General features: G+C 67.5%; 19 protein-coding genes. 4 read left to right on the top strand and 15 right to left on the bottom strand.

Going from position 1 to position 18,200, the window contains the following annotated elements:
- The first annotated feature begins 11 nt into the window (after positions 1–11).
- Positions 12–176 carry a hypothetical protein gene (locus HDA39_RS13025; protein WP_184795481.1) on the top strand — a complete coding sequence of 55 codons (165 nt, stop codon included), beginning with the start codon at positions 12–14 and terminating at the stop codon, positions 174–176.
- Positions 177–226: 50 nt separating this feature from the next.
- On the opposite strand, the gene HDA39_RS13030 is transcribed toward HDA39_RS13025, so the two are convergent.
- The 7 genes from HDA39_RS13030 to HDA39_RS13060 form a co-directional block, all read right to left on the bottom strand.
- A complete protein-coding gene (locus tag HDA39_RS13030) occupies positions 227–991 on the bottom strand; it encodes an ABC transporter permease (protein ID WP_184795482.1) in 765 nt (254 codons plus the stop codon).
- Positions 988–1,788 carry an ATP-binding cassette domain-containing protein gene (locus tag HDA39_RS13035; RefSeq protein WP_184795483.1) on the bottom strand — a complete coding sequence of 267 codons (801 nt, stop codon included), beginning with the start codon at positions 1,786–1,788 and terminating at the stop codon, positions 988–990. The genes HDA39_RS13030 and HDA39_RS13035 overlap by 4 nt, the downstream gene beginning before the upstream one ends.
- Positions 1,785–2,153: a DUF1048 domain-containing protein gene (locus tag HDA39_RS13040; protein WP_184795484.1), complete on the bottom strand. Its 369-nt coding sequence runs from the start codon at positions 2,151–2,153 to the stop codon at positions 1,785–1,787. Before HDA39_RS13040 ends, HDA39_RS13035 begins: the two co-directional genes overlap by 4 nt.
- Positions 2,153–2,494: a PadR family transcriptional regulator gene (locus HDA39_RS13045; protein ID WP_184795485.1), complete on the bottom strand. Its 342-nt coding sequence runs from the start codon at positions 2,492–2,494 to the stop codon at positions 2,153–2,155. The genes HDA39_RS13040 and HDA39_RS13045 overlap by 1 nt, the downstream gene beginning before the upstream one ends.
- 121 nt (positions 2,495–2,615) lie before the next feature.
- Positions 2,616–3,401, bottom strand: a complete 786-nt coding sequence (locus HDA39_RS13050) for a CPBP family intramembrane glutamic endopeptidase (RefSeq protein ID WP_184795486.1) — start codon at positions 3,399–3,401, stop codon at positions 2,616–2,618.
- A 145-nt stretch (positions 3,402–3,546) separates the two neighbouring features.
- Positions 3,547–3,813, bottom strand: coding sequence for a hypothetical protein (locus tag HDA39_RS13055; protein WP_184795487.1), 267 nt, complete (start codon positions 3,811–3,813; stop codon positions 3,547–3,549).
- 465 nt (positions 3,814–4,278) lie between these two features.
- The gene (locus tag HDA39_RS13060) at positions 4,279–5,646 is read right to left on the bottom strand and encodes a mycothione reductase (protein WP_184795488.1); all 1,368 of its coding nucleotides are present in this window, start codon (positions 5,644–5,646) and stop codon (positions 4,279–4,281) included.
- A 338-nt stretch (positions 5,647–5,984) separates the two neighbouring features.
- Between HDA39_RS13060 and HDA39_RS13065 the strand changes: the two genes are divergently transcribed.
- Entirely contained in the window at positions 5,985–7,364 is a 1,380-nt protein-coding gene (locus HDA39_RS13065) for an MFS transporter (protein WP_202892984.1), read from the top strand.
- A gap of 430 nt (positions 7,365–7,794) precedes the next feature.
- Here the strand turns inward: HDA39_RS13065 and HDA39_RS13070 are convergent, their stop codons facing one another.
- Positions 7,795–9,129 (bottom strand): MFS transporter, encoded by a 1,335-nt coding sequence (locus HDA39_RS13070; RefSeq protein ID WP_184795489.1) that lies wholly within the window; start codon positions 9,127–9,129, stop codon positions 7,795–7,797.
- 64 nt (positions 9,130–9,193) lie between these two features.
- On the opposite strand from HDA39_RS13070, the gene HDA39_RS13075 reads away from it, so the two are divergent.
- Positions 9,194–9,811, top strand: a complete 618-nt coding sequence (locus HDA39_RS13075) for a CGNR zinc finger domain-containing protein (RefSeq protein WP_184795490.1) — start codon at positions 9,194–9,196, stop codon at positions 9,809–9,811.
- A gap of 56 nt (positions 9,812–9,867) precedes the next feature.
- Here the strand turns inward: HDA39_RS13075 and HDA39_RS43205 are convergent, their stop codons facing one another.
- The 5 genes from HDA39_RS43205 to HDA39_RS13100 form a co-directional block, all read right to left on the bottom strand.
- The gene (locus HDA39_RS43205; protein ID WP_184795491.1) at positions 9,868–10,623 is read right to left on the bottom strand and encodes an ANTAR domain-containing protein; all 756 of its coding nucleotides are present in this window, start codon (positions 10,621–10,623) and stop codon (positions 9,868–9,870) included.
- Positions 10,624–10,832: 209 nt separating this feature from the next.
- Positions 10,833–11,660 (bottom strand): hypothetical protein, encoded by an 828-nt coding sequence (locus HDA39_RS13085; RefSeq protein ID WP_184795492.1) that lies wholly within the window; start codon positions 11,658–11,660, stop codon positions 10,833–10,835.
- A 23-nt stretch (positions 11,661–11,683) separates the two neighbouring features.
- Positions 11,684–13,237 carry an alpha/beta hydrolase fold domain-containing protein gene (locus tag HDA39_RS13090; RefSeq protein ID WP_184795493.1) on the bottom strand — a complete coding sequence of 518 codons (1,554 nt, stop codon included), beginning with the start codon at positions 13,235–13,237 and terminating at the stop codon, positions 11,684–11,686.
- Between the two features lie 37 nt (positions 13,238–13,274).
- Complete coding sequence (locus tag HDA39_RS13095) at positions 13,275–13,691, bottom strand: cupin domain-containing protein (protein ID WP_184795494.1); 417 nt, start codon at positions 13,689–13,691, stop codon at positions 13,275–13,277.
- 160 nt (positions 13,692–13,851) lie between these two features.
- Positions 13,852–15,237 carry a GDSL-type esterase/lipase family protein gene (locus HDA39_RS13100; RefSeq protein WP_184795495.1) on the bottom strand — a complete coding sequence of 462 codons (1,386 nt, stop codon included), beginning with the start codon at positions 15,235–15,237 and terminating at the stop codon, positions 13,852–13,854.
- A 344-nt stretch (positions 15,238–15,581) separates the two neighbouring features.
- Here HDA39_RS13100 and HDA39_RS13105 point away from each other — a divergent pair, with 344 nt between their 5' ends.
- Entirely contained in the window at positions 15,582–16,697 is a 1,116-nt protein-coding gene (locus tag HDA39_RS13105; protein ID WP_202892985.1) for a GlxA family transcriptional regulator, read from the top strand.
- A 7-nt stretch (positions 16,698–16,704) separates the two neighbouring features.
- Here HDA39_RS13105 and HDA39_RS13110 read toward each other — a convergent pair whose 3' ends face one another.
- On the bottom strand, positions 16,705–17,349 hold the full coding sequence (locus tag HDA39_RS13110; protein WP_184795496.1) for a DUF3159 domain-containing protein: 645 nt from the start codon (positions 17,347–17,349) through the stop codon (positions 16,705–16,707).
- 144 nt (positions 17,350–17,493) lie between these two features.
- Positions 17,494–18,177 (bottom strand): TetR family transcriptional regulator, encoded by a 684-nt coding sequence (locus HDA39_RS13115; protein WP_184795497.1) that lies wholly within the window; start codon positions 18,175–18,177, stop codon positions 17,494–17,496.
- Between the last annotated feature and the right edge of the window lie 23 nt (positions 18,178–18,200).

An 18,200-nucleotide genomic window follows, 5' to 3' on the forward strand; every position in this document is an offset into this window, starting at 1 on the left:
AGGCACTGCCGATGAGCACCACACCGATCCCACCCGTGCCGCCGTTGCCGGATCCGGTCGACCCCGACCGTCCCTTCCCGGGCCAGAACGACCCTGACGACCCCGACACCACGCCGTACCCGGAGCCTGAACCCGAGCCCGACGCCGACCCGAACGAACAGCTTCCGCGCGACTGAGCGATCTCCACGTGCTGGTGCTGTCGGGTGGTCGGGCTGGGATTCGCTGGTCAGCTGATCTTGCGGCGGTAGGTAGCGATGGCGACGGCGTAGGCGACGACGAGAATTCCGGCGAGCCAGCCGAGGGCGGTCCAGATCTCGCTACCGACGGGCTGTTGGGCGAAGAGCGCCCGGATCGTGTTCACGATGGAGGTCACGGGCTGGTGTTCGGCGAACCAGGCGACCGGGCCGGGCATCGAGTCGGTCGGAGCGAACGCGGAGCTGATGAACGGCAGGAAGATCAACGGATAGCTGAACGCGCTGGCTCCGTCGACTGTCGTTGCCGAGAGGCCGGCGATCACGGCGAGCCAGGTCAGGGCGAGGGTGAACAGGATCAGGATGCCCACGACCGCCAGCCACGCGCCGACGGAGGCGCTGGTCCGGAACCCGATCAATAGGGCGACGCCGACCACGGCCGCGATGGAGGCGAGGTTCGCGGCCAGGGAGGTGAGGACGTGGGCCCACAAGACACTCGACCGTGCGATCGGCATCGATTGGAACCGCTCGAAGATCCCGCCCTGCAGGTCGAGGAACAACCGGTACGCGGTGTAGGCGATGCCTGATGCGATGGTGATCAGCAAGATCCCGGGCAGCAGGTAGTTGACGTAGGACTCGTCGGTCCCGCTGTCGATGGCGCCGCCGAGGACGTACACGAACAGCAGCATCAGTGCGATCGGCGTGATCGCGGTGGTGATGATCGTGTCCGGGCTGCGCAGGATGTGCCGCAATGACCGGCCGGTGAGAGCGCCGGTGTCGGAGAGAGCGTGCATGGTCATCGAGCATCCTTTCCGGTCGGGGAGGTGACGTCGGGACTGTCGTTGCCGGTGCCGACGAGGGCGAGGAAGACGTCTTCGAGCGAGGGCTGTTTCTCGACGTACTCGACCTTCGCCGGCGGCAGGAGCTGTTTGAGTTCGGACAGGGTGCCGTTCTGGATGATCCGGCCTTGGTGCAGGATCGCGATCCGGTCGGCGAGGTGCTCTGCTTCGTCGAGGTACTGGGTCGTGAGCAGCACCGTCGTGCCGCCTTCGGCGAGTTTCTTGATGGTCTGCCAGACCTCGATCCGTGCTTGCGGGTCGAGTCCGGTGGTCGGCTCGTCGAGGACGACGACGGGCGGGTCGCCGATGAGGCTCATGGCGATGTCGAGCCGGCGGCGCATGCCACCTGAGTACGTCGCCGCCCGGCGCCGGCCGGCCTCGGTGAGGGAGAAGCGGGCGAGCAGGGCGTCGGCGATACCGCCGGGATCGCTCAGGTGACGGAGCTTGGCCACCAGGACGAGGTTTTCCCGGCCGCTGAGTACGCCGTCGACCGCGGCGAACTGCCCGGTCAGGCTGATCGACCGGCGGACGTCGCGGGGTTCGGCAGCGACGTCGAAGCCGTGGACCGTGGCGGTGCCGGCGTCGGCCTTCAGCAGGGTCGACAGAATGCGCACCAGCGTGGTCTTGCCGGCGCCGTTGGAGCCGAGCAGCGCGAAGATGCTGCCGGGGGCCACGTCGAGGTCGACACCTCGCAGCACGGACAGGTCTTTGAAGGACTTCTCGATACCTCGTACACGAATCGCGGTTTCTGTGGTCACTTCCCCTCCTCCCGTTCTGCGCGGTCGATCGCCTCGGTCAGCCGGGCACGCTCCTTGTCGATCCAGTGCTGTCCCTCATAGGCCTGCGCGAACGCCTCGGCGAACTCCACCGGGTCGGCACCGACGATCTCGCGCAGTGGTGTGCCGTCAGCGGCGGCGCGTTCCCACAGATCGGCCAGATCGCCGATCATCGCGATGAGGGTCTCACCGTCGACGATCCCGCCGCAGTAGTTGAGGTATCGGTGCATCGCGGCCGCCGCGCTTCGGTACGGCTCGGGGAGCGCGTCGAGCCGGGCCTTGTCGCGCCGGTACTCCTTCTTCTGTTCCAGCGCCCCGGTCAGGGACTCGATCCATCGGGCGACCATCACTTGTCTCCTTCAGTCTGTGTGAGGCGGAGCTGTTCGATTCGTTCCGCGAGGAAGGTCCAGCTGTGCCAGAACTCGTCGAGCTGCTCGCGGCCCTGCGCGTTGAGCGAGTACACCTTGCGCGGCGGCCCCTTCTCCGACGGGATCTTCTCCACGTCCACGAATCCCCGCTGCTCGACCCGGACCAGGAGGGCATAGACAGTCCCCTCGACCAGGTCGGAGAAGCCCTGCTCCCGCAACCGCGCGGTGATCTCGTAGCCATAGGCGGAACGCCCGGACAGCACCGCCAGCACGATGCCCTCGAGAGTCCCCTTCAGCATCTCCGTCATCTGTTTTCTCATCGGCCCCGCCGATCTATTCAGCGACACTAGGTACTACTAGACTGTATCGCTAGCTACCGGTACTTGGCAACACTGACTACCGGTGGAACCAAGCCCGGTGCGACGATGACCGGCGCTGGTTCTACGGCGCCAGGTTCAGCAGGAGCGCCAGTGTGCCGAGGGTCTGCAGGATGAACGCCGAACCCGCGTGCATCCCGATCGACAGCCGCAGGTCTTTCTTCTTCCACACCAGCCAGGCACCGGGCAGCATGAAGATCACCCGCGAGATGATCGGCCAGGGCGCCCAGAGGTGGTAGAGCGAAAACAGCGCGCTGCTCAGCAGCGGGGTAAGGCGCCCTTGATGCGGGAGCCGCGGCATCAAGAACCCACGAAAGTACAGTTCCTCGATGAGCGGAAGCGACAGACCGGTCAGCGGGATGCCTGACGCCAGCGCAATCACCATCACCGAGTGCGGATAGCCGTCCAGGTACGTCGTGACGCTTCCGCCGGCACCCTCGAAGGGCAGCCAAGTGAAGAAGGTGTCGTAGACGAGATTGTCGAACGGGACCAGCGCCAGACTGATCACCAGGAACTGCACGATCAGCAGAACGACAACCGGCACCAGGCGCCGCCGCGGCACCGGCCTGTCCAGATAGTGCACCACTCCACGCAACGACCACCGCCCGTTGCGGCAACGGCCCAACCACAGCAGCAGTCCCAGCTCCGCCGGTACGAGAACCACGAACAGCGCAATCGCCCACGCAAGGAACGCCGGATAGTTGATCGCCTGCACCAACGGGTGCGCGATCAGGAAGTACGCCGCAACAACCAGCGCCCCGGGCGCCAGATGCAAGGCAATCGTCAACGGCCACGAGTGCCGTTCGGCCAGCAACCGATCAGCGATCGGGGTCTTCGTCAAGATCTCCATGCCACTGACGATCTCCGGTCTCGCAGACACGCCGCTGACATCCCGCTGACACCGTCAGAGCTTCACACCGCCCCAGACGTCGTAACGGGCAGGCGGTCGGCCTGCGCACAACGCCTGCGGGCCCTGGCTCCGGCGTCGACACAGATCAGCCGGCATCGTCGAGCGACAGCGCCTTGACGCGCCGACGCAGAAGGCGAGGCTGCAGCGCCAAGAAACCGAACACCACCAGCGTGCCGACGCGCGGAAGCAAGCGCCACCCGCGGTCGTCATCGAGAACCTCCAGCACCAAGCTCAGCACGGCGGATCCCGTCATGAAGCCCAGCACCACGCGAACCCACCGAGCGCTCATCCACTGCAACTGGCGCTGCGCGGATGCCAACGCAGCCGCACGAACCTCCGGATCGGCCGGCACCGGCCCCCAATTGAGCAGCGCGAAACGCAGCAGCGTTCTGCTCCCGGGTCAGCCCGGCCGCGGGAGCGAAGCAAGTGGCATCGCAGGCTCGACCGTTTGGGCCCTCGGTTGTCCGCCGCCACCGGCAAGCTACTGCGGGTTCGATCCACCTCGACTTCAGGCACGTGAGTCCGACGCGGGACCGGTACTGCCGGATATCGGGAGCCGGGAGTTGCCCTCTGCTCCAGCTATAACTCTGGCATGCGCACCTACCTGTCAGAGAAGGCCCCCTGGTGGCTTCTCGTGCTGATCAATGGCGCTCCTGTCTGGATCGTCACCCTGCTCGGCCAAGCGCTCGCACCGTCGTGGTCCGCGCCCGAGAGATCTCGGGAGCAAGCGCAGACTTGACGAGTTCGGTGAAGGAAGCCGCCCCACTTCAGTTCGAACCTGGACCCGCCCGGCCTGCCATTCGGCCCCGGGGGCTCGTCAGTCGGCCAAGTCCAGCAGGGCGTTCTCGACGACCTCCGTCAGCGCCGGATGGGGCCAGTACGGCGTGTTCGCGACCGCCGTGGCGTCGAGGCCGAGCGTCATGGCCAGCACCAGCGGTTGGATCAACGTGGCCGCCTGCGGCCCGACGATGTGGGCCCCGAGCAACTTCCCGGTGTCCGGCTCGGCGATCACCTTGCAGAACCCGGTCTCGTCCTCGAGCGCCCAGCCGTAGGCGACATCGGCGTACGCCGTCTTCCCGATGCGGTGGGCAAGCTTCCGATCGCGACACTCCTGCTCGGTCAAGCCCACCGCAGCAATCTGCGGCCGTGTGAAGATCGCGGACGGTACGACGTCGTGGGCAGCCCGGATCAGATCGTCGGGATGCTTCAGGTTGTGCGAGACGACCTCGGCCTCCCGGTTCGCGACGTGCTTGAGCGGTACCGGCGTACAGATGTCGCCCAAGGCGAAGATCCCGTCGGCCGCCGTCCGTTGGTACTCGTCGACCACCACGCGGCCGTCCTCGGTCGTCTCGACCCCGGTCTTGTCCACAGCGAGACGATCGCTGTTCGGCTGCCGCCCGACCGCCACGAGCAGCAACTCCGCGGCCAGCATCGAGCCGTCGTCGAGCTTCACCTGCAAAGCTCCTGGCTGACCCTCGACACCGACCACCTCCCGACCGAGGTGGAGATCGAACCGCTTGCGCGCCTCGGAGGTGAACGTCTCAACGACGTCCTCGTCCTGCCCGGCGAGCAGCGCCGAAGTCTGCTCGACGATGGACACGTCGACGCCGAAGGCGGAGAACGCCGTGGCCAGTTCGGCCGCGATGTAGCCGCCACCGACGACCACCATCGTCCGCGGCAGCTCGTCGAGACGCATGACGGTGTCCGACGTTTCGTACGGGAGTCCGGACTCGGCGACCGGCGGCGGTACGACGGGACGACCGCCGGCCGCGATCACGAACCTCTCGGCGGTGACATCGACGGGACCGTCCGCGGTCTCGATCCTCAACCGATGCGATCCGACGAAACGCGCTGTCCCGTCGTACACCGTGATGTTCTGCTCGTCCTCCCTGCCCTGACGCCCCTGCGCGGACTGCTCGTCGAGACGGCCGAAGATCCGATCCCGCACGTCGCGCCAGCGAACTCCCGAGAGGCGCGCATCGACGCCGTACCGTCCCGCATCGCGCACGGTGTCGGCGACCTCGGCGGCCCGGATCAGCATCTTGCTCGGGATGCACCCTCTGTTCAGGCACGTCCCGCCGAACGGGCCGTCGGCAACGATCGCCACGTCGAGGCTCGAGAAGCCCTCGTCGATCACCGCGTTGCCGGAGCCGGCACCGATGACGACCACATCGTGGGTCCTCACCGTCGTCCGACCCGTCCGACGAAGAGGGCGCTGAGACCGGCTGCGAGACGAGGCATGATGCACCAGTACCCACCTTCGTCGAGCCATGCATCGGCCAGATCCTCAGGTCGCCCGCAACTCCGGTGATCGACGTCCGTGCGGCGTCCTTGTCGTTGGCCAGTACGTCGGCCACTTTGCCGGAAATCCCCAGTGAAGCCTGAGCCGAACGTCGGACAAGCTTCGCGACGCTTGCCAGTCGTCGAGGGTAATGGCAGTACCTGACTCGTCACGAACGAATTTGGCAGACTCGGCGATCAGAAGCACAGGGACCGAACACTGTGCCGCCAGAGTGGAGTGCCTTGCCCCAGACCGACGCCGTGCCGGCGGCTGCATCAACCATTCCTGATGCGCCCCACGCCAGGATCGTCATCACCACCGCGTCGCTGGGCTTCTTCCTGATCACCCTGGACATCTCGATCGTCAACGTCGCCCGGTCCCGGATCAGGAGCGGGCTCGGTGGCGGAACAACCGGTCAGCAGTGGACGATCGACGGCTACACGCTGCTGTTCGCCGCGCTCCTGCTGTTCGCGGGCACCCTGTCCGACCGGATCGGCGCGAAGAAGGCCCTCGGTGCAGGCATCGTCGGCTTCGGACTGACCTCGGCCGCCTGCGCGGCCGCGCCCACCATCGAAGTGCTCGTCGCTGCCCGCTGCGCACAGGGCGCCGCCGCGGCGATCATGCTGCCGGCATCAATGGCCCTGGTCCGCGAGGCATTCCCCGACCCGCGCCGACGAGCCGGCGCGCTCGGCGTGTGGGCGGTCGGCGGTGCCGTCGCCGGACTGGTCGGACAACCACTCGGCGGCCTGCTCACGACCCTCGACTGGCGCTGGGTCTTCACCATCAACCTGCCCGTCTGCGCCGCCATGGTCGCCTTCCTCGCCGCGGTCGCACCTTCACCCACCCGGCCCTCCCGATTCGACTGGGCCGGTCAGATCCTTGCCGTCGTCGCGTTGTCCACCCTGGTCTACGGACTCATCGAAGGCGGCCACCGCGGCTTCACCCACCCCACCGTCGTCGTCGCACTCGCGGCCGCCGTGATCACCCTCGCCGCCTTCCTGGCCGTCCAGGCCCGCGGCCGGCACCCGATGATGCCGCTGGAACTGTTCCAGGCGTACGGCTTCCGGCTGGCCCTCCCCGTCGGGTTCGCCTTCATGGTCGGCAACTACGGCAACGTGTTCGTCGTCAGCCTCTTCCTCCAGCAGCACCTCGAACTGTCCCCACTCCACGCCGGGCTCGCGTTCCTGCCGTCCGCCTTCTTCGCGATCGCCGGAAACCTCGCCAGCGGACCGGTCACCAACCGATTCGGCGCCCGCGTCCCGGTCGTGACCGGCCTGTTGTCGATGACCGCCGGCCTCCTGGCCCTGCTCCTCACAGCACCACTGGAGTCACCGGTCATCACCGCGCTCTGCGTCATCCCGATCGGAGCCGGCGGTTCACTGGCCATGCCCTCGATCACCAGCGTCGTCCTCGAAGGTGTCCCCGCCGAACGTGCCGGAACCGCCAGCGCCGTGTTCAACACCTTCCGGCAAATCGGCGGCGCGGTCGCCATCGCCGTCTTCGGCGCCCTCATCGCCAACCCCGACACCTTCCTCACCGGCCTGCGCATCAGCCTCGCCTCAGCCGCCGCCCTCCTTCTCCTCGCGGCCCTCAACAGCACCCGCATCCAGCCACGAGACTGACGACCGCAGCAGATCGCTGGACTACACCTGGGATCCGGCGGGGCTACAGATGTCCGACCTCAAACCGCCCAGCATCGGAGCGGGCCTGGGCAGTTGCTCGTCGACCGAAGGCTCTCCTCACCTGCCCTTGATTCCCCGGACCATCAAGCCGCTCCTAGACCACGTCGTCGTCCGGCGTGAGCAGCTTGACGCGTCGCTTCAGGTGTCGCCACTGGTAGCCCTGGTAGGTGATGAGGCCGACAAGCAGCACCGCCAAGGTTGAAGAGTGGTCGCGCTGAGTCGTACCTGTGGGTCGCACGTTGACGTACGCGTAGAGCCACCGTCCGATGGGGTCGCTGATGGTCGCGATCCCGTTCCACGGCAAGCGAGCCCGGAGCCCCTGCCAGCCGCTCGTCATGTTGCCCGGTTGCTCCCATACGGCTCTGTGCCGCTACTCCCAGGACCAGAGCCGTGTGCAAACGACGATTCCCGCGGCCGCGATCAGGGCGGCCGTCAGGTAGCCGAGTCGATAGCCGGTCATCGGAGCGTTGGAGGCGACGAGCGGACCGGCGATGGCGAGGCCGACGGCTGTGCCGAGCTGGGCGGTCGAGTTGAGCAGGCCGGCGGCCACCCCGCGGTCGCCGGGACTGACGTCCGCCGTACCGGACGTTGTCGAGCACACCGAAGCGACACCGAGTCCGAAGCCCATCATGGCGAAGGCCGACAGCAGCGCGAGCGCTCGGAGACCGTCCTGCGGTAGGACCGCCAGCACCGCCGTTCCGAAGAGGACCCCGGCGAAACCTCCGGCCATGGCCGGTCTGATGCCGGTTCGCCGCAGGATGCCGGGAGCAAGCAGAGATCCGGCGATCACAGCAAGGTTGAAGATCGGGAAGAGTGCCGCGCCACGGCTGGGCGAAAGGTGCAGCGTGGTCTGCACGTAGAGAACGACGGTCAGCATGGCCGGTGTGGTCGAGCCCGTGAGCGCCGCCGCGGCGAGATTGCCGGTGGCAACGCCCGGCGTACGCAGCAGCTGACCCGGAATCAGTGGGTCGTCGGCGCGGCGCTCGATGCGAACGAACCAGCCGACGACGCCGCTGGTGAGGGCCAGCAGGACCCAGCCGGTCCACTGGCCGGCGTCACTCGCGATCAGACTCGTCGCGAGGACGAAGAGACCGATCCCGAGCGTGATCGAGGCGGCCCCGGCGAGATCAAGGGACCTGCGCCGTTCGGACCAGCGCGCCGGAGAGCGCCGGAGCACTTGGCTCAGGACGAGCGCCGCCACCGCGATCGGAAGGTTGACGGCGAACACCCACCGCCAACCGGCCAGCTCGGTGATCAGACCCCCGAGCACCCAGCCGCTGGCACCTCCTCCCGCCGCGGCGGCGGTCCACCAGCCGATCGCTCGATCGCCCGCGTCCAATTCGCCGAGCGCAGCCAGCGCCGCCGGCGAGAGCAAGGCCGCCCCGACCCCTTGGAGAGCACGGGCAACAATCAGTACGACGGGATCCCAGGCCACAGCACAGACCAGCGACGCCCCGGCGAAAATCACCAGGCCGACGACGAACATCCGTCGTGCTCCGGCCAGATCCGCCAGCCTTCCGCCCAGCACCAGCAGGCCGACCAGCATCACCGTGTAGGCAGTCAGTACCGCCGGCAACTGGACGGGTGAGAACCCCAGTTCGGCCCCGATCACCGGCAACGCGGTCACAACGATCGTCGCATCCAGGACGACGACGAACTGGGCGACGCACACCACGGCCTGGCCGATCACCTTGTTTCCACTCAACGCCCTCATGGGGGAAACAAGTGCCCGATGGAGCCGGTGAGCAAACCTGGTAAAGTCCGTTTTGATGGAAACAGCGCAGAGTACGAGCCGTCGCCCGGCCGGTGTCCGTGAGTTGCCGATCGTGGCCGGGCACCTCGCGCTCGATTTCGCGAACACCGTGGACAACCCGGACGGCCCGCAGCGCTTCGATCACGTCATCGACTATCCGGGCCTCCTGGACTGGGCGGCGCGACGCGGCGTCCTGTCCGACGTCGACACACTGCGATCGACAGCCTCCCGGCATCCGAGGCGCGCGATCGCCACGGCTCGCCGAGCCGCAGTACTGCGCGACGCTCTCAACGCTGTCTTCGGCGCGGTCGTCGATGGCACGGGTACCGCCGAGAGCTGGCCTCGGCTCCGGCCGTTCGTCTCGGCGGCGATCGAGCACGCGACCGACTCGAGTCCGGAGCCGACCTGGGATTTCACCGACCTGGAATCGCCGCTGTGGCCGATCGCCGACAGCGCCTACTCCTTGCTCACCGGACCGGCGGCCCTTCGCAGACTCAAACGCTGCGCCGGCTGCCCCTGGCTCTTCCTCGATCAGTCCCGCAACGGCAGCCGCCGCTGGTGCTCGATGGAACTGTGCGGCACCGACCACAAGATCAACCTGTACGTCGCCAAGCGCGCCGGCAGCCGCCGGTAGGCGTCCGCGATCATCTCGGCCCGCCGGTGACGCCGATCCGTTCGCCGGTGTGCTGGTCATTCCGGCTCGTACTGCTGCCGTCCATAGCGCCGCCGGCCCTGTCCTCTGCTTCGGAGTTGGGCGGCGTCGTACGCGGGAAGCCGGCGGGTCTCCACGACGCGGCGGGCGACGTCGCGCAGCTTGACGTTGGCATCCTGGGAGTAGCGCCGGAGGACCGCGAACGCCTGGGCCGCGTCCATCCCGAACTGGGACATCAAGATCCCCTGCGCCTGACCGACCACAGTGCGTGCCTCCATCCCTCGGGTCAGGGTCGCCGCCTGCTGGGCCGAATCGATCGCGATGGCCGTGTGGCAGGCGAGCAAGTAAGCGACCGCGTTGTCCGCAACGGCCAGCCGGCCGGGGCTGGTCGAGCAGAAGTTCAGGAAACCCAGTTCCGATCGAGCGGTCGACAGGCGGATGCTCAGCAGGCTTCTCAGCCCGATCCGGGCGACCCGCGGCCCCCACCGCGGCCAGTGGGGATCGTCGACGGCGTCCTGGATCAGAATGCTGCGCGGTGCCGAGCCGTCCGGCTGCCACGGGCCCTCGCCGGTAATGACCTGCAGTTCGACGGCTGCTGCGAAGCGCGGATCGCAGATCCCGACCGGGTGACACCGGCTCCTGTCATCGCGAAGCATGACGCCGGTGAAGTCACAGGGAACGATTTCGTGGGCGAACCGCAGAACCCGGGAGACGGTCTCGTCGAAACCGGGCGCGTTGTGGAGATCCATCGCCAGCAGACCGAACCCTGCTGCGTGGGCACGTTCGGAGTCCACAACTGGTTGATCAGGTGTCTCGGTACGGCGCGGGGGCCGCGTGCTGCTGGTCGGGGCTGAAAGCTCCGCGCGGTCGCGGGTGATCTGCATCGGCCTGACTCTCTGGGGAACACTCCCTGTAGTGCGTGGAGTGCCGCCGGGGTCTGGGGCAGCATCACAACGGTCCTCGAGAGGACTTGCGCGTGCGGTGGCGAGATCGAGCGGTGGGACTACTGCGGTTTGGTCGACAGCAGCGGGAGGCCGGTGCCGTTCTCCAGCGGGTTGCCCGGGTAGTTGTAGAACTTGCCGGGCTTGCTGCCCTTCTTGCCGAAGCCGACCCCGACCTCCTCCAAGGCGCGCAGCGCGTCGCCGCCCGTCTTCTGGAGGAAGGACTCGAAGCCTCTGTCGTTCGGGGCGTTGACGACGGGCGCGCCGAGCTTGCCCTGCGCGTCGCGGGCCAGGGCCCGGTGCACGGCTTCGGTTCCCAGCGCCTCCGCGCACAGCCGGGCACCGAAGGCGTCACCGTGACGGGCAGCCGAGGTCACGCCGACGAGATAGGCGCTGATCTCGATGTCCTCGTCCTTCTCGATCGACTGGAACAGGCCGGCGCCGCCCTTGCCGAACAACTCCTCCGGGATCCAGATGCGGGTGGCGATCGGCTCGCCGCCGACCCGCTGCAACCCTCGGAGGTGGTAGTACTCCGAGGTGTTGGCCGACTTCAGCACCGGCAGGAACTTCGCCGACGGCGTGCCGGGAGCGCGGCGTACGGCTTCGCTCACGAAGGTCACGCCGAAGACCTCGAAGGTCGCCAGCACCGACTTGATCCGGTGCATGGAGTCGGCACGGCTGGACTTGCTGTCCGAGACGTTCGTCGCCGCGAGTGCAGGAGTCGCGGCGGAGGCGAGCAGCGCCCCACCACCAACCGCTGCCAGGGCCTTGCCGGCCCGGTCCAGCAGAGCTCGCCGCGTTCGGGTATGCGGGACGGCAGCGTCGAAGGCCTCCTCCACGGCGGCGTAGTCCCGCGCCGTGACCGGTCTGACTTCGTTGGTATCGGACATTTCGATCTCCCTCGTTCGTCGACTCAGTGGGTGCGGAAAGCAGCCGTGAAGTGATCGGCAGCTTCCTGCTGGGCCTGACCGGCCTTGTCGAGTACCGCGGCGGCGCCGAAGAACTCGTGCATCATGCCGTCGTAGCGGCTGTGGACGACCGGGACACCGGCCGTCTCGAGGTTCGTGGCGAACTGCTCACCCTGGCTGCGCAGTACGTCGCGCTCGTCGGTGATCACCAGCGTCGGCGGTAGTCCCGCCAACTCCTCCTTACCCACGTCCAGCAAGGCGATCCGGGGATCGGTGGCCGCTTCGGGAACTCCCTCGAAGGCGTGCATCGCCATCCAGGACAGCAGCGGCCTGCTCAGCGGGCGGGAGTCCGCCGCGTCCGCGAACGAGTCACCCCACTGCTCGGCCGTCGTCAGCGGGTAGACGAGCACCTGGGCGACCGGCAACGGCGCACCGGACTCCTTCAGCTGCAAGGAGGTGGCTGCCGCCATGGTTCCGCCGACCGACTCGCCACCGATGGCGATGCGGGCCGGGTCGCCACCGAGCTGAGCGGCGTTGGCCTGGAGCCAGTGGTAAGTGGCCAGTACGTCGTCGTGCGCGGCCGGGAACACGTGCTCGGGTGCCCGGCGGTACTCGGGCGAAACGACGATCGCGCCGGACTTGTTGACCAGCCCGCGGCAGGAGGCGTCGTACGTATCCACGTCGTACAGCACGAAGCCGCCGCCGTGGACCCAGAGGATGACCGGCAACGGTGCCGTTCCCGCGTCCTGCGGCTTGTAGATCCGTACCGGAAGCTCGCCGTCGTCACCGAGCAGGTTGACGTCCTCGACCGAGCCCACCGGTTCGGGATCGGTCGGCTTGCCGTCGGCCTGGAGGACTGCGTGGACCGCATCCACCAACGTCGGCTGGCGACGCGCTTGGTCGGGCTTCAGGATCTCGAGCGGCTTGGGATCCAGACCCGCGAACGTGTCGATGAGTCGCTGCGCCTGAGGATCGAGCAGACCGGATGCATCCGTCCCGAGCACGTGGACACGTCCGCTGGCCTTGTCGCGCAACTTGTCGATCACCGCGGCGCCCGCGTCGGCCAGTTTGTGGCCGAGACCGCTGGAGGGCGCGGCCGGGTGCGAGTACGTCGGCGCGGTGCGCTTCGCCGCCAGGAACTCGCCGCCCAGTTCGGCCATTCGCTCCGGGCCCGCTCCCTCGCGGATCTTCGGCAGGAAGATGGTCTCCTCCTCGTTGGCGTGCTCGCGGATGTCCTTGATGATTGCGGCGAGGGCGTCTTCGAACTCGGGCTCACCGGGTGCGGACTGTTCGACGGTCTTGACCAGCTTCTTGACCTCCGCGTGCTCGGCGATCAGTTCTTCGGCGTCGTCGTTGCGGCCGAGTCGTTTGAGCTCGGGGTAGAAGGTGCGTTCCTCGGCGTCGGCGTGCAGAGCGACCTGGAAACAGATCTGGTCGGCGAGAATCTGCCGGTCTCCGCGACCGGCCTCGACGTGCTCGAACAGCCGGTTCACCGCGGCGTGGTCGTTGGCGATCATGTGGTCGACGTCGCCGGGTTGTGTCGGGTACGGAAGTGCCATGGGTTCGATCTCCTGAAGGTCGTTGATCGCGGCTCGATCAGGCGCCGAGGTCAGAGGAGTAGGACGACTCCCAGTCGCGTTGCTCCACGTCGAGGTCCAGTCCGGCGTCCTCGCCCTCCACGGTCACGTGCGACATCGCCGTGGTGGGCGTGGCGCCGTGCCAGTGCCAGCCGCCCGGTGGGTTGGTGACGACGTCGCCCGCCCGGACGATGTGGACGGCGTTCTCGTCGGCGACGATGCCGATTCCGTCGGTGATGACGAGGTGCTGACCGTTCTCGTGGCGGTGCGGCACCGTTCGGGCTCCTGCGGTGAAGTGCACGCCCATCGACTTCTCGTCCGGCAGCGCGCAGGGCAGCGGCTGCACCTTCACGCCGTCGGCGTCGTTGAACAAGGCCTTCAGTGCGTCGGGCACCGGGCCGCCTTCGGCAGCGTCAGCGGTGGCGAACTCGTCCATTGGTGACTCCTCTCATAGTTGCGGGTACCGGACTCACAGTAGGAATCCGGTACCCCCGTCCAACAGTGGCGGATACGACGTGTTCAACAGCGTTTCCGACAGCGCCCCACGGGGCTCGACGCTGGCCGCGTCGCGCCCCGCGGGCAGCGTGCCGTGGTGCTTAGTTGAAGAGGGACAGGTCGATCGAGTCGGCGAGCAGCTTGTAGCCGGCGTCGTTGGGGTGCAGGTTGTCGACGCTCGCGAAGGGGATCCTCAGCGAGTTGGTGTTGAGCGGGTCGCGGATCGTCGCGTCGAAGTCGATGACGGCGTCCGCCGCACCGCTGGTGCGGATCCAGTTGTTCACCGCGAGCCGCTTGGCGACGACGTCAGGCAGCGAGTAGGTGGTGAACAGGCCGCGAGCCGGGCGGGTCAGGTCCCCGGCCGGGGTGATCGTGGTGGCGTAGACCTTGATGCCCCGGGCGTGCGCGGCCGTGATGACCTGTTGCATGCCGTTGATGACCTGCTGGGCGGTGATCGGTTCCGGGTGCCGGCCCGGGATTCCGATGAACGGCGGATTGGCCAGGTCGTTGATCCCGGTCTCCAGCACGATGTATTTCACGTCGGGCCGGGAGAGCACATTGAGGTCGAGTGAATTCAGGGTACTCGGGCCGATGTTGCTGAACAGCAGCCGCTGACCGGCAACTCCTTCATTCAGAACCGACACGTCCTTGTACGCCGCGGAATTCTGGAGCCGTTCGGTCAGGAAATCCGGATAGCGGTTGTTGGCATTGATGGTGGACATCAGTCCGTCGGTGAGCGAGTTGCCGAGCGTGACGACGCTGCGGGCCGTCGGAGCACCGACCACGTCGACACCGCTGAGGAAGTAGTACGAGATTCCGCTCGGTAAGAACGGAACGGACGTCAACGGCAGGACCGGGTTCACCCCGCTGACATTTCCCAGCGCGAGGTAATTGATCTGGTTCCCGATGGTGTGCTGCGTCGACGCCCCGGTCAGGTTCGGGACGTAGAAGTCGATGACGAGGTTCTCCAGCGCGCGGACCGCGAAAGGAACCGGGTCCGAGTAACGGTCCTGGCCGGCCGGAATGGTGACCGAGGTGGCGCCGCCGAACGTCAGCGGCTTGCTGGAACCGGGCACGAAGGCCGCTCCCTGCACAGCTCCGGCCAGCGTCGCGGCGCTCACCAGCTGACCGGGGAAGTCGGTGATGCTGGTCGGCAGCGGCGGGAGGCCGAGACCGGCCGGCAGGTTGTCCGTTCCGGGCACCTGCTTGGCGATCTTCGCGTCCTGGAAGGTGATCGGCTGGGTGCCGTACCGGTTGGTGAGTCGCACGCGGGCCACCTCACCGCTGAGGTGCGGGCGCACGATCTGCCGGAGGGTCTGGTTGACGAAGGTGAGGGGCATGCCGAGCGTGTTGTCCGGGCCGAGCGGTGTCATCGGGGTGGCCGACCAGCTGCCGACCCAGTTGTCGGCGGTCGTCTGCGTCGCTTCGAGCGGAGCCGCGGTCGCGGTGGACTCCGCCGCGGTCAGGCCGAGGGCGGTCAGCGACAAGGTGAGGACAAGTACTCCCCACCTGCGCCGGATTGCCGAGAGGGATGGCGGTGCCGTTCCGTGTCGGAACACAGGGGACTCCTTCGTTGCCACGTGGTGGCGTTGTGAACTGATGCCGCCGTGAATTCGGGTGAATTAAACGGCTGATTTCCGGTGGGAAAGACCGGAACGGAACCGCCGGTAAGCAGGCGGAAGAAGACGCGGAGAGGCCTCCTGCCAGAGGGCACAGAGATGCCACGAACAGGCTGGGCAACCGGTGGGCTGCAAGAGAGGAGTTCCTCGCGACATTGGGGCGGTGCTCGACGCGCCGGCGTGAGAGATGTCGCAACGAGATGGGGAGCGGTTTGCTGTACTCCGAGACAAACGATAGGAGCCGTCCGGCGAAATCGGCAGCAGTGAATGCGACGCTTTTGACACCATTCGCGTCCGATCCGGGCTACGGTCACTTCATCGCAGGTTGCCGGTCACGGGGAGGAACGGTTGTGGAGGTCGGGCTGATCGCAGTCGACGACGTGGCCGACTTCGGTCTGACCGCGCTCCTGGAGGTCCTGGGCACGGCCGCGTCGCTGCGGCTGGAGACCGACGCCGGCTCCGAGCCGTGGACGGTGACGCCGATCGGCCTCGGCGCCGAGGTGCGGACCGGGTTCGGGCACCGCGCTCCGACGACGCCGATCCCAAGCCTCACGCGGCTGCCGGACGTCCTGGTGATGCCGGCGGTGAACACCAAAGAGGCCACCGGGCTGCTCGAACGGGTCACCAGTGCGCGGAACCGGCCGATCCTGGAGCTGCTCTGCGAGGCCCGCGCGGAGCACGTCGAGATCGCCGCGGCGTGCACGGGGACCTTCTTCCTCGCGGAGTCCGGTGTTCTCGACGGCGAAACGGCCACCACGAGCTGGTGGCTGGCGCCGGTGTTCAGACGCCGCTACCCGAAAGTCGACCTGCAGGAGGGCCTGGTCATCAGCCAGAGTGAAGGGGTCACGACAGCAGGGGCGGCCTTCTCCCACATCGATCTGGGCCTCGCGATCATCAGGTCGCATAACCCCGCCCTGGCCGACCTGGTGGATCGCTACCTGTTGATCGGATCGAAGGCCAGTCAGGCCGCGTTCGCGATCCCCGCGGTCATGGCCGGCTACGACCCGATCACCAGCGCCTTCGAACGCTGGGTCCGCGATCACCTCGCTCAGCCGATCCAGATCGCCAGCGCGGCCCACCACCTCGGCGTCTCCGAGCGCACCCTGCAACGGACGACCGCCGACGTCCTGGGCATGAGCCCGGTGGACTTCATCAACGAGATCCGTCTCGACAAGGCCACCCAGCTGGTGCGAACCACCAACCTGACGGCAGCCGAGATCGCCACCCGAGTCGGCTATCTCAACGTCAGCACTCTCCGGGACCTGTTCCACCGGCGCCGCGGCACCACGATCAGCGCCCTACGCCGAGCCGCACCCAAACACGTCTGACGAACCGTCAGTCCTCTCCTTCCCTGACTGCACGGGTGTTCTCGAGACCACCGGCGGCGTACGCGGCTGCGATGACGATGAGTGTCACGGGCAGACCCAGGGCGATCCTGACGATCAGCAGCCAAGCAACAGGTTCCTCGTTGAGGTAGACGACGCCCAGCGCGACCGCACGCACCACTAGGGCGGCCCCGGCTGTCATGGTCGTGAGGTTGAAAACGGCCCGGGCCCGGCGATCGACCTGACGCAGCAGCGATCGACGGCGTACGAGGCCCCACAGCACTGCGAACAGAGGACGTCGTACGGCGACAGATCCGACGAGGACGCTCCCCAGCGCCAGGTCGATGCAGATGTCGGCGACGAGACCGCCCGCGGCCACTCCGGTGACATGGGCGATGGTCGCCGCGATGCTGAGCCCGACGGCGCCGCTGACGACTGTTGCCTTCGGCCAGCGCCGGCGGTGCGCCACGACCACGATGCAGCCGAGCACCACGACTCCGGCGCCCATCCCCCACCAGAAGCCCGTGCTGCTGGCGACCGCGATGAACAAGATCGGTGGCAACTCCGGCGCGAGAAGGCCCGAGCGGCGCAGAGACTGCCCTGCGGTCCGCACCGCGTCGGACAGGCGCGCATCGTTCTGTGTCCGAGCGGGCACGGCATCCCCCAGATAGTCATTTACGGCGTAAAGCTACTACAACACCGTACGCCGTAAAGTTCAAGCCGTCGTCAAACACGGACCCGGACGTGGCGCCGGCCGTCCCCGGGGCGGGACGGCTTGTTCGTCCCGGCGGGCGATGGACTACGAGGCGCGGTTCGACTGGCGCGCGACCGCGCCGATGCCGAGGACGATCATGTCGATGCCCAGCCGGTAGTAGTCCTCGACGTTCTGCCGGCCGGTCAACGGTCCTGCCGCGGCCCGGATGTTCGGGTACTGCTCGGAGGCCGGCCCGGCGAGTTCGTCGCGTTCCGCGGCGTACTGGCTCGACTGTTTCGGCGGCTTCGTCTTGAGATCCGGCGCGTGCTCGACGAGCGCCACGGCAGACTGCGTCGCGAGCTGGATCAGCGTCGCGCCGTCCTGCGGGCTGAGACCTGCCTGCCGGGCGCTGTCGAGCATGATCTCCAGTGCGGCCAGGAACCTGGGCAACGGAACGAGTCGCTCGATCACCAGCCGGCCCACCCAGGGGTGGTCGCGCAGCTGGGTCACCAGCGCGAGCAGGACCCGGCGCAACCTCTCGTCCCAGGCCGCTCCCGGCAGGTCGTCGAACCGACCCATCGCGATCACCGATTCGGTCATCGCGTCGAGCAGACTGTCCTTGTCCTTGAAGTGCCAGTAGAACCCCATCGGGCTCACCGACAGTTCGCGCCCCAGCCGGCGCATCGACACCGACTCCAGGCCTTCGCGATCGGCGAGCGACACCGCTACTTTCAGGATCTGCGCCGCCGACAGCGTGGGCTTCGACGCATCCGGAGAATTCCTGCTCACCGGATCACCGTACACCCCGACGC

The sequence above is a fragment of the Kribbella italica genome, assembly GCF_014205135.1.
GTDB classification, from domain to species: domain Bacteria; phylum Actinomycetota; class Actinomycetes; order Propionibacteriales; family Kribbellaceae; genus Kribbella; species Kribbella italica.

Coding starts and splice junctions, on each gene's coding strand:
- HDA39_RS13025 (WP_184795481.1), top strand. CDS start 12: ATGAGCACCACACCGATCCCACCCGTGCCGCCGTTGCCGGATCCGGTC.
- HDA39_RS13030 (WP_184795482.1), bottom strand. CDS start 991: ATGACCATGCACGCTCTCTCCGACACCGGCGCTCTCACCGGCCGGTCA.
- HDA39_RS13040 (WP_184795484.1), bottom strand. CDS start 2,153: ATGGTCGCCCGATGGATCGAGTCCCTGACCGGGGCGCTGGAACAGAAG.
- HDA39_RS13045 (WP_184795485.1), bottom strand. CDS start 2,494: ATGAGAAAACAGATGACGGAGATGCTGAAGGGGACTCTCGAGGGCATC.
- HDA39_RS13050 (WP_184795486.1), bottom strand. CDS start 3,401: ATGGAGATCTTGACGAAGACCCCGATCGCTGATCGGTTGCTGGCCGAA.
- HDA39_RS13075 (WP_184795490.1), top strand. CDS start 9,194: ATGGAAACAGCGCAGAGTACGAGCCGTCGCCCGGCCGGTGTCCGTGAG.
- HDA39_RS13085 (WP_184795492.1), bottom strand. CDS start 11,660: ATGTCCGATACCAACGAAGTCAGACCGGTCACGGCGCGGGACTACGCC.
- HDA39_RS13090 (WP_184795493.1), bottom strand. CDS start 13,237: ATGGCACTTCCGTACCCGACACAACCCGGCGACGTCGACCACATGATC.
- HDA39_RS13095 (WP_184795494.1), bottom strand. CDS start 13,691: ATGGACGAGTTCGCCACCGCTGACGCTGCCGAAGGCGGCCCGGTGCCC.